General features: G+C 43.5%; 9 protein-coding genes. 4 read left to right on the top strand and 5 right to left on the bottom strand.

The window, feature by feature from the left end:
• Window positions 1-81 precede the first annotated feature (81 nt).
• Window positions 82-1,812 (bottom strand): dihydroxyacetone kinase subunit DhaK, encoded by a 1,731-nt coding sequence (gene dhaK, locus VXQ11_RS00380; protein ID WP_416705163.1) that lies wholly within the window; start codon window positions 1,810-1,812, stop codon window positions 82-84.
• Between the two features lie 284 nt (window positions 1,813-2,096).
• Here dhaK and VXQ11_RS00385 point away from each other — a divergent pair, with 284 nt between their 5' ends.
• Window positions 2,097-2,471, top strand: coding sequence for an endonuclease domain-containing protein (locus tag VXQ11_RS00385; RefSeq protein WP_416705164.1), 375 nt, complete (start codon window positions 2,097-2,099; stop codon window positions 2,469-2,471).
• 132 nt (window positions 2,472-2,603) lie between these two features.
• On the opposite strand, the gene VXQ11_RS00390 is transcribed toward VXQ11_RS00385, so the two are convergent.
• On the bottom strand, window positions 2,604-3,608 hold the full coding sequence (locus VXQ11_RS00390; RefSeq protein ID WP_416705165.1) for a DUF2971 domain-containing protein: 1,005 nt from the start codon (window positions 3,606-3,608) through the stop codon (window positions 2,604-2,606).
• A 239-nt stretch (window positions 3,609-3,847) separates the two neighbouring features.
• Window positions 3,848-7,534, bottom strand: a complete 3,687-nt coding sequence (gene metH, locus VXQ11_RS00395) for a methionine synthase (protein WP_416705166.1) — start codon at window positions 7,532-7,534, stop codon at window positions 3,848-3,850.
• A 529-nt stretch (window positions 7,535-8,063) separates the two neighbouring features.
• Here metH and VXQ11_RS00400 point away from each other — a divergent pair.
• Window positions 8,064-9,683, top strand: coding sequence for an inorganic phosphate transporter (locus VXQ11_RS00400; protein WP_416705167.1), 1,620 nt, complete (start codon window positions 8,064-8,066; stop codon window positions 9,681-9,683).
• A gap of 323 nt (window positions 9,684-10,006) precedes the next feature.
• Here VXQ11_RS00400 and VXQ11_RS00405 read toward each other — a convergent pair whose 3' ends face one another.
• Complete coding sequence (locus VXQ11_RS00405; RefSeq protein WP_416705168.1) at window positions 10,007-11,548, bottom strand: hypothetical protein; 1,542 nt, start codon at window positions 11,546-11,548, stop codon at window positions 10,007-10,009.
• 219 nt (window positions 11,549-11,767) lie between these two features.
• Window positions 11,768-12,385 (bottom strand): rhomboid family intramembrane serine protease, encoded by a 618-nt coding sequence (locus VXQ11_RS00410; protein WP_064095679.1) that lies wholly within the window; start codon window positions 12,383-12,385, stop codon window positions 11,768-11,770.
• A gap of 158 nt (window positions 12,386-12,543) precedes the next feature.
• Here VXQ11_RS00410 and nfuA point away from each other — a divergent pair, with 158 nt between their 5' ends.
• Window positions 12,544-13,182 carry a Fe-S biogenesis protein NfuA gene (gene nfuA, locus VXQ11_RS00415; RefSeq protein WP_044111637.1) on the top strand — a complete coding sequence of 213 codons (639 nt, stop codon included), beginning with the start codon at window positions 12,544-12,546 and terminating at the stop codon, window positions 13,180-13,182.
• Between the two features lie 194 nt (window positions 13,183-13,376).
• The gene (locus VXQ11_RS00420) at window positions 13,377-15,440 is read left to right on the top strand and encodes a TonB-dependent receptor domain-containing protein (protein WP_416705169.1); all 2,064 of its coding nucleotides are present in this window, start codon (window positions 13,377-13,379) and stop codon (window positions 15,438-15,440) included.
• Window positions 15,441-15,444 lie beyond the last annotated feature (4 nt).

The following is a 15,444-nucleotide window of genomic DNA, read 5'->3' on the forward strand; positions in this document are numbered from 1 at the left end:
TCTTGATTGAAAGCAAGGTTTATCATCCTCGCCAGGAAATTTAAAAGCCCCGAGAATTCGAGGCTTTTTATTGGGTGTTATTTACTTAATATGCTCTGCAATATCGCTAAAGATAACACCTAAACCATATGCCCCGGCATCCGGATAGCCCAAGCTACGGTCACCCACAGTTCCGGCACGTCCCATACGTGCCACGATATCTTTGGTCGATTCCGCACCTTTTACCGCAGCCGCTGCACCCAACACAAAGTTTTCCTTAAATGTTTTATCGGTATTCGCAGCCCATGAATCTGCACAAGGAACCAAAGCATCAATCAGGGTTTTGTCACCCACTACCGCGCCACGACCAAATGAGCGTTCACCTGTGATTTGAATACCTCTTACCGCAGCTTGAAGCATCTCGGCAAAATCTGCCACAGTTAATGTGGTTTTGCCTTGAATGGCTTTACTCGCTGCACGAAACGCTGAACCCCAGATTGGACCCGACGCACCGCCACAATGCTCCATGATAATCATTGAACTGTTCAGCAAAAATTCATCCATGTACTGCGCTTGAATCAGGCCTTGCCATTCGCGTTTCAGCTGTTTAAAACCTTTAGCCACACTCATGCCAAAGTCACCATCACCTGCATGGGCATCCAGTTCGCAGAATGGCACTTCGTTTTTGATAATACAGGCAGCCATTACGTCAACGACATAACGCATATTTTCTATCGTGAACTGTTCATTTTGAATTTCAGCATGTTCAGGCTGAGTTTCGACTTCCGTATTTATTACATCTTCTGCTGCGGCATTTTTTGTTGCGAAGATTAAAGGCTGTGCTGCTGAACCATCCATTTTAAGAGCGGGCGTGTTGGCTTCCGCATCTAAGTAGCTTTTTAGCTCATCATCGACTGCCAGAAGAGACACCGATGCACCATTCATGTCGATACTGGTCATGTAGTTGCCGACAAAAGTGCGATAAATCTTGATGCCTTTGCGCGCCAGATGTTCGCAAACATCATTGTTAAACACATACAGTTCTTGCATTGGCGTTGAACCAAAGCCGTTAACTAGAACAGCAACTTCAGTCAGATCAGGACGATCGAGGAACAGGTCATCGATAATACGTTGTGCCAGTTCTTTAGATGGCAGGATTTTTTCACGGCGGATACCCGGTTCACCGTGGATGCCGACGCCGTATTCCATTTCATCATTCGCTAGGGTAAAGGTGGGTGTACCTTTGGCAGGAACAGTACATGAGCTATAGGCGAAACCAAGACTAATCACGTTATCCGCTGCTTTTTGAGCCACAGCTTTGACTTCCGCAAGCTCTAAACCTTTTGACGCTGCTGCACCTGCAATTTTATGCACGAAGATGGTACCAGCAACACCACGACGACCAACCGTATAGAGGCTGTCTTTAACGGCAATATCATCTGCCACTTTGACGTAATCTACTTTAATGCCATCTTCCGCAGCCAATGCAGCACCATTCTGGAAATTCATCATATCGCCAGAATAGTTTTTGATGATCATCAAAACGCCTTTGTCTGTTGCCACATGTTGCAGGGCTTTGTAGACCTGAATTTGAGAAGGTGATGCAAATACGTCACCGCATACGGCCGCGTCTAACATGCCTGTACCGACAAAGCCTGCATGTGCAGGCTCATGACCAGAACCACCGCCACTGATCAGTGCCACGTTATTGTGTTTTTGTTTACGTGAAATGATTTTGTGCGATTCGGTAAATTGCAGTTCTGGATGGGCAAGTACAAAGCCTTTGCACATTTCGACAACCAGGTTTTCAGGGTTGTTGATGAGTTTTTTCATTGTTGCACCAATGGGTTAAATGGGAGAGGTAAATTTTTGTTAAGTATGCGGAATTGTGGCTGGTTTGTCTGACTAAAATATGTAAAAACGGGTGGGGGTGGGGAAGAATGGACAGTAGACTAACTTTGATCTATAAAATCTATATAAATGAATCTCCCTAAATGCCTCTTTGAGAAAGAGGGACTTCACGCGAATTTGATGATGGTTTTTGGATTCGTGTTGTTCCTCCCTTTGCAAAAGGGAGGTTAGGGGGGATTTATAAAAACAAATTAGTAGAATAAAAAATGAAACCCTACAATAAAAATCTAAAACAAGCCTCGCGTGATTTACGCAATCATATGACCGAGGCAGAAAAACTATTATGGTCGCGAATTCGCAATAAGCAAATTTTAGATTTGCAGTTCTATCGACAAAAGCCGATTTTGAATTACATCGTGGATTTTTACTGTCCTGCTGCCAATTTGGTGATTGAGTGTGATGGCAGCCAGCACTTTACAAATGAAGGCTTAGAAGCGGATCGAGTTCGAGATGAGGCTTTGGTGCAGTTGGGTTTAAAGGTGTTTAGATTTGATAATGGGCAGGTGATGACGCGGTTGGATGATGTGGTGGAAGTGGTTTATCAATCTTGTTTGAATGAGCTTTCTAAAGAACTTCCCTAACTAAAGAATCCCCCTCCTTGCGAAGCGATGCTTCTCACCTTTGATAAAGGGAGACTTGCCATGAATTAAATCGCGGTTTTGGATTCGTGATGTTCCTCCCTTTTTTAAAGGGAGGTTAGGAGGGATTAATAATTATAAATCATCAATTTTTAAATATTCCTCATCTATCTGTTTTTTGGAGTAATGGACTGTATGTGTTAATAAATCATTTTTAGCAGTTTTATATTGTGCAAAGAAGATTGGATTAGCTAAAGTGCTTTTAGAGTGGCTTAAATCGATGTAACTTACTTCATAACAATCAGGTTCTCTACGAATAATCTCGGCTAATTTCTGCAAGTAAGGAGCAAAATGTTGATATTCTAATTTAAGTGTAGATGGATCAACTGCTAAATGTGCAATGTTAGATATTGAATATTTGTATCTTACATTTGTAAGAGATTTATCTTCAATTGGTTTAGCCTCAAACTTAAAAGAATTAGGCTTCAAGTACATCTGGAAATATTTGATTTTACGTCCTTGCAATGTTTCCATTACTTGTTCAATTTCTTCATTTGGAGTTTTCAATCCAAAATAAATTGCTTTGACTGCTCTATAATCATAAGAATTAATGCCTTGATTTTCTGTGATGATTCTTAATTCTTGTTCATATTCCCATCTCTTTGATTTATACCCCAGCATTTTTTTAACTAGATGGCCAGGATCGGCTTGGTTAAAAGCTTGAGAAAAATCTAAATTTTGAATTTTATCTGAATATTGAATATCAAAGAATCGATGTTGAGGATTTTGTTTTGCCAAGAGTTGATCTAAATCATATTCGATACAAAAGCCGTTATGACTATTGGAATAGTGAGCCCATAACAGTTCATCGTCATAACGTTTGCTCAAAGAAAAAATACCTAATTTGGTATCTTTCATATTAATGATGTTTTGAAAACTTTGTTCAATTAAGGCTAAATTATCTGAATGTTGATAAAAGATCTTTTTTAGATTTCCTATTTGTTGTTGATAATTATCAATTGAAATCAATCCTTCACAAGGATCGTTGAGTTGACTTGTGCTAGAAGCCCAAAAGGTATCATTTTTTAAAGACTTTAAATCTCTTTCAAAAGAACCACCACGATATTTATAAACTAGCATATTATTTATATTTTGAATGACTTACCTAAATATATCTTATGGTTATATAAATTAAAATCCCTCCCAACCTCCCTTTAAAAAAGGGAGGAGCTGTCACGTAATCAATTTGATCCGTGAAATCCCCCTCTTTGAAAAAGAGGGGTTAGGGGATATTAAAAGATTCAAACTAAAAATCCCCTCAACCGAGGGGATTTTTAGTTCCCCCTTTATCAAAGGGGGTTAGGGGGATTCAGTGATTTTTAAACCACAGAATCATCCAAATTCGGTGCTAACCAACGTTTCGCTTCATCCAAAGTCCAACCTTTACGCTTCGCATAATCTTCTAACTGATCGCCAGAGATTTTACCTACGTTAAAGTATTCGGTTTCAGGGTTTGCATAATAGAAACCGCTCACTGATGAAGGTGGCCACATTGCAAAGCTTGAAGTCAGGTAAGTACCCATCTTCTCTGTCGTACCTAACCAGTTGAACAATGGTGCTTTTTCAGAATGTTCAGGACAAGCAGGGTAGCCCGGTGCAGGACGAATACCCACATACTTCTCTTTGATCAACTCATCATTGGTTAATTGTTCATCTGCCTGGTAGCCCCAGAACTCTTTACGAATACGTTGATGCAAGTGCTCAGCAAAAGCTTCAGCAAAACGGTCACCCAAAGCTTGAACCATAATCGCGTTATAGTCATCGCCTTTGGCTTTGTATTCTTGCGAAAGTTCTTCCGCACCAAAAATTGAAACTGTAAAGCCACCCAGGTAATCCTGCGCCACATCTTTCGGTGCAATAAAGTCAGCCAGAGAGTAGTTCGCTTTACCGGTCACTTTGTCAGACTGCTGACGAAGGTGCTCGAAGCTATGCGTCACATTGCCATTTTCATCAGCAACAGCAACCGTATCTGCCGCCACACGATTCGCAGGATAAATGCTAAACGTCGCACGCGCATCGAAACGTTTATTCTCGATGATGTCTTTCAACATTGCTTGTGCTTGTTCATACAAATCACGTGCAGCTTCACCCACCACTTCATCTTCAAGGATTTTCGGGAATTTGCCCGCCAGGCTCCAAGAAATAAAGAATGGCGTCCAGTCAAAATATTCCACCAAGGTTTCTAAAGGATAGTTGGTGAATGTTTGTGAGCCAATGAAATTTGGTTTAACTGGTGCATTCTTGGCAAAGTCGATTTTGAAACCGTTTTCAACTGACTCAGCATAAGAAAGCTTCGCAGCTTTCGGCTGCTTATTGGCAAGACGGATACGGATTTTTTCATAATCCGCAGCATAGTCTGCTGCCAGTTTTGGTTTCATCTCGGCAGAAAGCAATTGCGTTGCCACACCCACCGCACGAGAAGCATCAGCCGTGTAGTACACGCCATCATTATGATACTGCGGTGAGATTTTCACAGCGGTGTGCGCTTTAGAGGTCGTCGCACCCCCAATCATCAGTGGAATGTTAAAGCCTTTACGCTGCATTTCTTTAGCAACAAAGACCATTTCATCCAATGACGGTGTGATCAGACCAGACAAACCGATGATATCGACTTTTTCATCAATTGCAGTTTGTAGAATTTTCTCACATGGCACCATCACGCCAAGGTCAACGATGTCATAGCCATTACAGCCTAATACCACGCCCACGATGTTTTTACCGATATCGTGTACATCGCCTTTCACCGTAGCCAAGAGGATTTTACCTTTGGCTTCAGCCTGGGTTTTTTCAGCTTCAATGAACGGGTTTAACCACGCGACGGCCTGTTTCATGACACGTGCCGATTTCACCACTTGTGGCAGGAACATTTTGCCGGCACCAAACAGGTCGCCGACCACGTTCATACCCGCCATGAGCGGACCTTCGATCACATCCAGCGGACGCGTCGATTTTAAACGGGCTTCTTCCGTATCCTGATCGATATAAGTGGTGATGCCTTTTACCAGTGCATACTCAAGACGTTTTTCAACGGACTCGGCTCGCCATTCAAGGTTTTCTTCCGCTTTTTGCTGACCGCCTTGACCCCGGTATTTTTCTGCAATGGTCAATAATTTTTCAGTTGCTTCCTGACCGCTTTCGCCCTGGTTGCGGTTCAAGACTACATCTTCAACGGCATCTTTAAGCTCTTTGTCGATGTCATCATAAATCGCCAGCTGGCCGGCGTTCACGATCCCCATGGTCAAGCCTTTCTGGATCGCGTGATACAGGAACACTGCATGGATCGCTTCACGTACAGGCTCGTTACCACGGAATGAGAATGATACGTTTGAAATACCGCCTGAAATCATCGCATTTGGCAGATTTTCTTTAATCCAGCCGGTTGCTTCAATGAAGTCCACGCCATAGTTGTTGTGTTCTTCAATACCCGTTGCCACCGCAAATACGTTCGGGTCAAAGATAATATCTTCAGAAGGAAAGCCCACTTCGTTCACAAGTACATCGTATGAACGCTTACAGATTGCTTTTTTACGTTCTGCTGTGTCGGCCTGACCATTTTCATCAAATGCCATCACGATCACCGCAGCACCGTACTGACGGCAAAGGCGTGCACGCTCTACAAACTCGTCATAACCTTCTTTTAAGGAAATCGAGTTCACAACGGCTTTACCTTGAACGCATTTCAAACCTGCTTCAATAATCTCCCATTTAGAAGAATCGAGCATGATTGGCACACGTGAAATATCAGGTTCAGATGCGATCAGGTTCAGAAAGTGCACCATCGCACCTTGTGAATCCAGCATGCCTTCATCCATGTTGATGTCGATGATCTGCGCACCGGCTTCCACCTGTTGACGTGCCACGTCCAACGCTTCTGTGAAGTTTTCTTCTTTAATTAAACGAAGGAATTTTTTAGAACCCGTGACGTTGGTACGTTCACCGACGTTCACGAATAATGAATCTTTGGTGATGTTAAATGGTTCTAAACCACTTAAACGACATGCAGGCTCAATTTCAGGGATCTGGCGAGGGGCAATACCTTCAACCGCCTGCGCAATCGCGCGGATATGATCTGGCGTAGTACCACAGCAACCACCGGTGATATTGATCAAGCCGCTTTCAGCAAATTCTTTAATGAATGCTGCCGTTTCTTCAGGGGTTTCATCATAACCACCAAACGCATTTGGCAAGCCTGCGTTAGGATGCGCAGAAACGAAGGTGTCGGCAACGTCAGACACGGTTTTTACGTGTGGACGCATCGCATCTGCACCAAGTGCACAGTTAAAGCCGATTGAAATCGGTTCTGCATGACGCATTGAGTTCCAGAATGCTTCTGCGGTTTGACCTGTCAATGTGCGACCTGAGGCATCGGTAATCGTACCTGAGATCATGATTGGCAATTCATAACCCAGTTCCTTGAACACTTCTTTTACTGCAAAGATGGCAGCTTTAGCATTGAGCGTATCGAATACAGTTTCAATCAGGATGATATCAACACCGCCTTCAATTAAGGCTTTGGTCGATTCGATATAATCAACTTTCAGGGCATCAAAGGTGATGTTACGGAACGCAGGATCATTCACATTCGGTGAAATAGATGTTGTACGTGATGTTGGCCCGATGACTCCGGCTACAAAACGCGGTTTTTCCGGCGTTGAATATTTGGCACAGGCTTCTTTTGCTAAACGTGCAGCTTCACGGTTAATTTCTGGAACCAGATCTTGCATATGATAGTCAGACATTGAAACGCGGGTGCCGTTAAAGGTATTGGTTTCAATAATGTCTGCGCCGGCTTCAAGGTATGCTTCGTGAATGCCTTGGATAATCTGCGGTTGGGTCAGGACTAAAAGGTCATTGTTGCCTTTGAGGTCATAGGCCCAATCGGCAAAACGTTCACCACGATAATCGGCTTCTTCCAGTTTATGGCGTTGGATCATGGTACCCATCGCACCATCGATAATTAAAATTCTTTTGGCAAGAAGTTCTTTTAAGGTGGTTAATGTCGACATTCAAACGCTCTCAGCAGTCTTTTAAAACGGCTGTAATCTTAGCAGATTAGTGAACCGATTTCTGCTGACATTGCTCAGAATGATGGATAAGTATGATATGAAAATTTGATAAGTCAGTAGATAAACATAAAATTCTGAAATCCGGACCAGAAAATATAGTTAACCTGGCTCTGATTTGACCGGTTTAGGGCAGGGGCAGAAACACAAAATTGAACTGAGGCATCTATTCATAAAAATGTCATATTCATTCCTTATGCTATGCAACTGAAACTTTATTCAGCCTGCTGACAGAAAGGGCTTCGATGGTTTTGGTAGCAAAATGTGTGTACTTTTTGCGCAGAAACAAGCTGGAATGCTATCTCAAGTGAATGATTTATAAAATCAAAATTTAGTTTTTAGTCGGAATTAAACAGGACGAATGACAGCAAGAAAATCCAAATAATTGCATCATATGACAACAGTTTGTCATATAATTGTCACAATTTAACTGAACAATATGAGGATCATTGAATCCTCTATTCCTGCTTGCATGAATCCTAATCCAACTCCCGTAGATTCAGCACACAAGTCGGCTTCGAAAAAGTCGACCAATGTTCATGTGCCAACACCGAAATTTTTTATGCCGGTGTTCTTGACTCTTATTATCACTACGCTGATTTATATCGGCTTCCAATTGTCTTCAGATTTAGCACATGTACCGGCCTTAAGCCTGTATTCAGTTATTTTGTTAGCAACTGCACTTTTTATCGCATTGAGCTTTGAATTCGTCAATGGCTTCCACGATACAGCCAATGCGGTTGCTACCGTTATTTATACCAATGCACTCTCAGCTCCCGTCGCAGTGATGTGGGCCGGCTTCTGTAATTTCCTTGGGGTTATGGTGGCCAGTGGCGCGGTTGCTTACGGTATTATTGCGTTATTGCCGGTTGAGCTGATTATGAATGTCGGCTCTGGTGCAGGCTTTGCCATGGTCTTTGCCATGCTGATTGCGGCCATTCTCTGGAACCTTGGAACCTGGTTCCTTGGTATTCCTGCATCCAGTTCGCATACCCTGATCGGTTCGATTCTGGGTGTTGGCATCATGAATTACATTCTGAATGCCGGCAGTGGCGCTTCAGGTATAGACCTGGAGCAGGTGATTAAAGTTGGTAAGGCGCTATTATTTTCGCCTCTCATCGGTTTTGCATTTGCAGCGGTGCTGTTCCTGCTGGTGAAAAAAATCTTCAAGCGTCAAATGGAACTGTTTCAGCCACCTGAAGGCAACAAGCCACCACCTCCATTGATTCGTGCCATGCTGATTTTTACCTGTACAGGTGTGAGTTTTGCACACGGTTCAAATGACGGTCAAAAAGGCATGGGTTTGATCATGCTGATTCTGATTGGGTGCGTACCTCTGGCGTACTCATTGAACAAGAATCTGGATGCCCAGCATATTCAATCTTTTGGCCAGTTGTCGGCACAAACAGCCGATGTGATCTATCCAAATCATCAGGATATTCCGGATGAGCAAGCCCGTGCTGTTATCACCAAGTATATCCAGACCAAGGAAATTACCCCTGAAGTCATTCCGGCACTGGCAAGTTTGACCGATCATCTGGGTGAGAAAGTAGCTAGCTATAGCAACATTAAAGATGTGCCTGAAGCTCAAGTTTCTGAATTCCGTAACGACATGTACCTGAGCACAACCGCTTTTAAACGTCTGGATAAAGCAGAAGCTTTACCTGCGATGTCTGCTGCGCAAGAAAAAACGGTGGATAAATACCGTGATAATCTTGACTCATTCCTGCAATATATTCCAACCTGGGTGAAAGTTGCAGTTGCGCTTGCACTGGGTCTAGGTACCATGGTGGGCTGGAAGCGTATTGTTGTGACCGTGGGTGAGCGTATTGGTAAAGAACATATGACCTATGGACAGGGCATGTCTGCCGAGCTTGTTGCGATGTCGACCATTGCTGCGGCAGATGGCTTCGGTATGCCAGTATCCACTACCCATGTACTGAACTCTGCAGTAGCCGGTACCATGGTGGCAAACAAGTCAGGACTGAATTTCCAGATGGTGAAAACCATTCTGTCTGCCTGGGTATTTACCTTGCCAGCAACGATCTGTCTGTCAGGTGGTTTGTATTGGATATTGTTAAAAGTGTTCTAAACATCGTTGATAAAAAAACGCTGCCTCGGCAGCGTTTTTTTATGGGTGATTTTTACCTCTCCCTTGCGCACTCAGAATATATTCTGAGGATGCTCATCTCCTAAGAGGAGAGGGGATTTTACATAATATATTCAAATATGGGTATTGACGCTAAATCTTGCTCTTTTACCTCATGGAAAAGTAGCTTGGAGGCAGATATCTAACAGTTACTAAAATTTATGATGGATACTCCCTCTCCCTTGGGGAGAGGGTTGGGGTGAGGGGCAGAATTTTAAATAAAAAGAATATCGACTCTAGGAAAAGGGTAAAGTGAAGGAAATAAATTACTTCTTCAACTTGCTCAATAATCCTTTTGGCAATTTCTCCGTCGCAAAACCAAACAGCGCAGCAAAAGGCAGTGCGGTACGCGCCAGATAAGCGACTCGCCACAAACCACCATGATTCGCACCATGCATCATTAACTCAAGCGGATGGTTCAGTTCCACTTCAGGATTGGCCACTGATTCCGGATTGCGAAGGTCATGAATCCATAATGCTGCCATCAATGCATTGGTAGTTTCAGGTGCGAAAGCTTCCACATCAAACAGGCTGGCGCCATTGAATGCGGCTTTTAATAGCGGATTTTTGGTAACAGAATGAGTGGTCGTAGAAGGTGCAATATTAATGCTGACCCGTTGACCTTGAGCACGCGCCAAGGTTGCACGCCATTGCTGAATACGTTTTGCCAGCGCATAGTTTGGACCTTGTTCAACCACCAGACAGTCACAAATGCCATATGCCTGATCGCCAGACTGAATCAGCTCATGACTATTTTTCTGGAAAAAGTGTTTACGGCTTAATGTCGCAACACTTTTAGAAATCAGGGTCTGTGCCTTGGAACGTTCTGCATATTTTTCTTTTGAGGCTTCGATCACTTCAGCTGGAACGGCATACACATCAGTCGGCGTACACATATACATCAGGCTGGTATTGGCTTTTTGCTGGCTAACATAGTGCATGATGGCATCCATCGCCATGGAAACGCGGACATGCTTTTCACCATCCAGATAGGCAATCGCAGCCAGATCCAGATCCGTCTCAAACTGTAATAGCCATGTGGCAATTTCAGGAATCTGGGTGAGCAAATTCGCGCCCAGTTTTTCTTTTAATATGTTCGGTGAAGTATCGGCAGGCAGCTCTTCAGTACAAGGTGCATACAAGGTGGCATTGCCTTGGCTGACGGTGTCAATAATCTTGCCCCAGACCCGGGTATTCGGTAAATCAATCGCCACAATATTGGCTTTCCATTTTGCCAGCCAGGTCAAGGGCCCCGCTTCAGATGCAGCACCAAACAGCACTGTGGTCCGATCTGACAGGTCAAACCATTCAGGATGCACGGCACATTCACGTAGGGCATTGGCATGGCTGATTTCCATGATGCCTTGAGTTTCCCAGCGTTCAATCTGCTCCAGTAAGGCATCACCTTGCAGCTTTTGCCCTTGGTAGGGCACATACCATTCTGGTGCTGATTTACTATGACCTGTCAGCTTGAAGGTATGTAACTGACCCGTGGGCAGGGAGAAGACCTCCTGCAGTAAATGCTTTTGACCGTCACGATAAAACTCAAACGTCTGATGGGCCTGTGCCAATCCATCCTCTGCAATTTTCAGGCTGGCTTCAGGAGAGCTCAGACCCTGCTCGACCAGCTGCTTAAAATGTACGGTGTAGAGTTTGCGCCAGTTTTTTTCTGATTGTGCCTGTGCAGAACTGTGAGGGGCGACATTGGCTAGCGCTGCCGCGATAATTGCGCGCCCTGCTTTCGAGCTACTGGGTTTTTGTTGTGGAGACTGAAGAGGAAATTGGAGACCGTCTGGTGTAGTGGACATGCAAAATATCTCGATAATGACAGTGATTAATATACAGATGTATACATTATCGCTGCAAAATTCACTTCAAGATTGGCATTAAGTGACATCCTGTCTTTCTAATATATTACGAGATGTTTCAACTGACCAAGAGAGCCGCAGCTCTCTTGTCGATTTTTAGTGAAAAACTCAGGCCCAACTTACAGGTAGTCCAGTTGTCTCAGGATTTAAAAATCCGCGTTAAAACGGAATCTGCATCAGTTTATTCAGGAAGTGCGGAATCAGGCGTGGCTCCAGAATAATCGTCATGATCACACCGTAGGCTGCTCCCCATAAATGCGCGCTGTGATTAATATTGCTATTGCCTTTTTTGCCTGACCAGATGCTATAGGCCACATACAGCACAGCAAAAATAATTGCAGGAACTGGAATGAAGAATACAAAAATCAGTTTCCATGGTTCAAACAGAATATAGGCAAACAGCACAGCCGACACTGCACCGGAAGCGCCTAGACTGGCCCAGCGCGCATCATTTTTATGCTTCAGGTAACTTGGCAGAATCGCAGCAACCAGAGCACCCAGATAGAACAGGATAAAACCCAGGTCGTACAGATATTGACGATAAAAGCTTTCAATTACACTGCCAAAAAAGAACAGGGTAATCATATTGAACAGCAGATGGGTTCCATCCGCATGAATAAACCCATGCGTAATAAAACGGTCATATTGTCCACGTTGCAGTGCCGGAGGCCAGAAAATCAGCCGGTTCATTACCGTCTCTTTGGAGAAAGCAATAAATGACACAATACAGGTGATCAGAATAATGGTAACAGTATGATTAAAAGGTAAATCAAGCATATAAATGATTCTAATGGTGCCTATTTGCTAATTATCATGCCATTAAAATTGAGCTAAAGTTGTACTTTTATAATAAATCCGACAATTTTAGTTGATTTTTAAAAATTACCCCGCATCTTCAGTTAAAATGGTCACTTGAGCTTGAGGAAATTATTGTTATGTCGACTGAGAACAGCAGCACTCCAGTTGTTGGTGAAATTCCCAACTTATTGATTACACCAACAGCACAAGAGTATTTAAAGGATTTACTGGATAAACAGAACACCCCGGGTATTGGTGTGCGTGTTTTTGTAGAGCATCCGGGTACTCCTCGCGCTGAATGTTGCATGGCCTATAGTGCACCTGATGAGGTTGTACCGACAGATTATAAGCAGGAATATCCTGATTTCCCTGCTTTTATCGACTCGCCATCTATTCCGTATTTACTTGATGCCGTAATTGACTACAACAAAGACCGTTTTGGTGGTCAGTTGACCTTCCGTGCGCCGAACTCTAAAGTGCCACGCGTGGGGCCAGATGCATCAGTAGAAGAGCGCATTACCTATGTCTTGCAGTCTGAAATTAACCCGGGTCTGGCGGGCCATGGTGGTAACTGTGCACTGGTTGAAGTCAAAGAAGACCCTGAAAAAGGTTTAACCGCTGTACTTAAATTTGGTGGTGGTTGCCAGGGTTGTTCAGCGATTGATATCACCTTGAAACAGGGCGTAGAAACCACACTAAAACAGCATATTCCTGAATTGATGAATGTCGTTGATGAAACGGATCATAGTCAATCTGAAGGTGCGTATATGAAATAAGCTGTTCTATATAACAGTTCATTTATAGCATTTAAAAAAAACCTCGAACTTTCGAGGTTTTTTTATATCTGGCTTAAAATTTAGTGAATATTAATGATAATAATTATCAATAGCAATTGCATTTAAGTGGAAAGCTGTTACACTTCGCAACCGAATAAACATGATCTCTTCATAAATATTGGGGCGCGCAAGGTATGAATAAGCCATTCTTAAAAACCACTTTGGCATTTGCTGTAACTTCAGTCATGACGGGTAATGCATTTGCAGTCGAAGCTGTTGTTCCACAAGCGGAAGCGACTAAACTGCAAACGATTGTGGTGACCGCAACAGGTTATGAGCAAGATTTGGCTAAAGCACCTGCTTCCATTACCGTGATTGATCGTGAAGAATTGGATAAACGTGAATATAATGACATTACTGATGTGCTGCGTAATACGCCTGGGGTCGTGGTTTCGGGTGCAGGTTCTGCACAGACCATCAGTATTCGAGGCATGAGTTCAAACTACACCTTGTTTCTGGTCGATGGTAAGCGTCAATATGGCAAGGATGTGAACCCGAACGGGGATGATGGCGGTTTTGAGAAAAATATTCTGCCACCGCTTGCCGCCATCGAACGTATTGAAATTATTCGTGGTCCAGCTTCTACACTGTATGGTACGGATGCCATGGGCGGGGTAGTCAATATCATTACCAAAAAAGTGTCTGATGAATGGTCTGGTCATGTCGAATTAGGAACCACAATTCAGGACAGTAGCCGTTCAGGTGATATTAAAAATGCTTCTGTATATCTTGCCGGTCCTTTAATTGCAGACAAGCTGGGCGTGCAGCTGTCAGTCAATAAGCAGGAACGTAATGAAGACCGTTATGTGGGCGGTTTTCGTGGCACAGAACGTGAAAGCTTAAATTCACGTCTGAGCTATGCCATTAATGATGATCATGATGTGCAGGTTGAAGCCAATTTTGTGCAGCAGGAATCCACGACTTCAGTCGGTAAAACGGTAGCAGCCATTCAAGGCGCTGCAGATTCGTTCTCGCGTAATTACCGTAATGTTTATTCAGTAACCCATAATGGGCGTTATAGCGATAACTTGGACAGTTCATCTTATATCCAGTATGAAAACTCAAAAAATCCGGATCGTGGCAATACGGAACTCGGCACCAAAGGGATTACCCTAGATACCTGGACAGCGAACAGTCAATGGAACTGGGCCTTAGGTGATCACATGCTGTCATTCGGTGGATATCTTAAAGATGAAAAACTGGTCGATAAAGCCACTAACCGGAATCCTAATGCACCTGAATTTAGTGAGTTAACACGATGGTCTGCTGCTGCATTCCTTGAAGATACCTGGAGCATGACAGATCGTTTCGATTTAACCGCCGGCCTGCGTTATGACCATGATGAAAACTATGGTGGCCATTTATCGCCACGACTGTATGGGGTGTACGCGGTAAATGATAACTTTGTAGTAAAAGGTGGTGTGGCCACAGGTTATAAACAGCCTGATATTCGTGCAGCCACAGAAGGGTTCTATAGCGTCACGGGTGGTGGCGGTTCACCCTTGCCAACAGGCCGTGGCATTATTCGTGCCAATCCGGACTTGAAACCTGAATCAAGTGTATCGACTGAATTAGGTTTTAACTGGAAAAATGATTATATCAATACATCGCTGACTGGCTTTATCACTAAATATAAAGACCGGATTACGGAAGTTCGTGCCTGCGAAACCGATACTGATGGCACCACAACAAACCGTAATAACTGGCAGAATTGGAAATGTTTCGAAGGGGATATTCCATTTTATTTTATTAGTGAACGGATTAATGTAGATGAAGCAGAAATTCGTGGTGTAGAAGCAACGGTAGAAGCCAGTCTGAATGATTACACGACATTGACTGCAAACTATACCTATACCGATTCAGAGTTTAAATCGGGTGCTTTTAAAGGCCAGCCACTGAACCAGATGCCAGAACACATGTTTAATATTGGTGTCGATTATGAGCTAAACGATGCATTAAATGTATGGAGCCGCTTGCACCACCGTTCTGAAACCTCTGCATACCTGAGCCGTACTTCTATGGCTCAGCCAAATTCAGGCTACCAATTTGTAGATGTCGGCTTTAACTATAAATTCAGTCCGAATTTGACCGGTAAATTTGGCGTCTATAACCTACTGGATGAAAAAGCTGAAGATATTGATGGGGATCAATTATTGGATGGCCGCCGTTACGGTATCAGCCTGAATGCAAAATTCTAAGCAC

Source organism: Acinetobacter sp. 197 (assembly GCF_048148385.1).
GTDB classification, from domain to species: domain Bacteria; phylum Pseudomonadota; class Gammaproteobacteria; order Pseudomonadales; family Moraxellaceae; genus Acinetobacter; species Acinetobacter pecorum.

Coding starts and splice junctions, on each gene's coding strand:
- VXQ11_RS00405 (WP_416705168.1), bottom strand. CDS start 11,548: ATGTCCACTACACCAGACGGTCTCCAATTTCCTCTTCAGTCTCCACAA.
- VXQ11_RS00390 (WP_416705165.1), bottom strand. CDS start 3,608: ATGCTAGTTTATAAATATCGTGGTGGTTCTTTTGAAAGAGATTTAAAG.
- VXQ11_RS00420 (WP_416705169.1), top strand. CDS start 13,377: ATGAATAAGCCATTCTTAAAAACCACTTTGGCATTTGCTGTAACTTCA.
- VXQ11_RS00385 (WP_416705164.1), top strand. CDS start 2,097: ATGAAACCCTACAATAAAAATCTAAAACAAGCCTCGCGTGATTTACGC.
- metH (WP_416705166.1), bottom strand. CDS start 7,534: ATGTCGACATTAACCACCTTAAAAGAACTTCTTGCCAAAAGAATTTTA.
- VXQ11_RS00400 (WP_416705167.1), top strand. CDS start 8,064: ATGAATCCTAATCCAACTCCCGTAGATTCAGCACACAAGTCGGCTTCG.
- VXQ11_RS00410 (WP_064095679.1), bottom strand. CDS start 12,385: ATGCTTGATTTACCTTTTAATCATACTGTTACCATTATTCTGATCACC.
- nfuA (WP_044111637.1), top strand. CDS start 12,544: ATGTCGACTGAGAACAGCAGCACTCCAGTTGTTGGTGAAATTCCCAAC.
- dhaK (WP_416705163.1), bottom strand. CDS start 1,812: ATGAAAAAACTCATCAACAACCCTGAAAACCTGGTTGTCGAAATGTGC.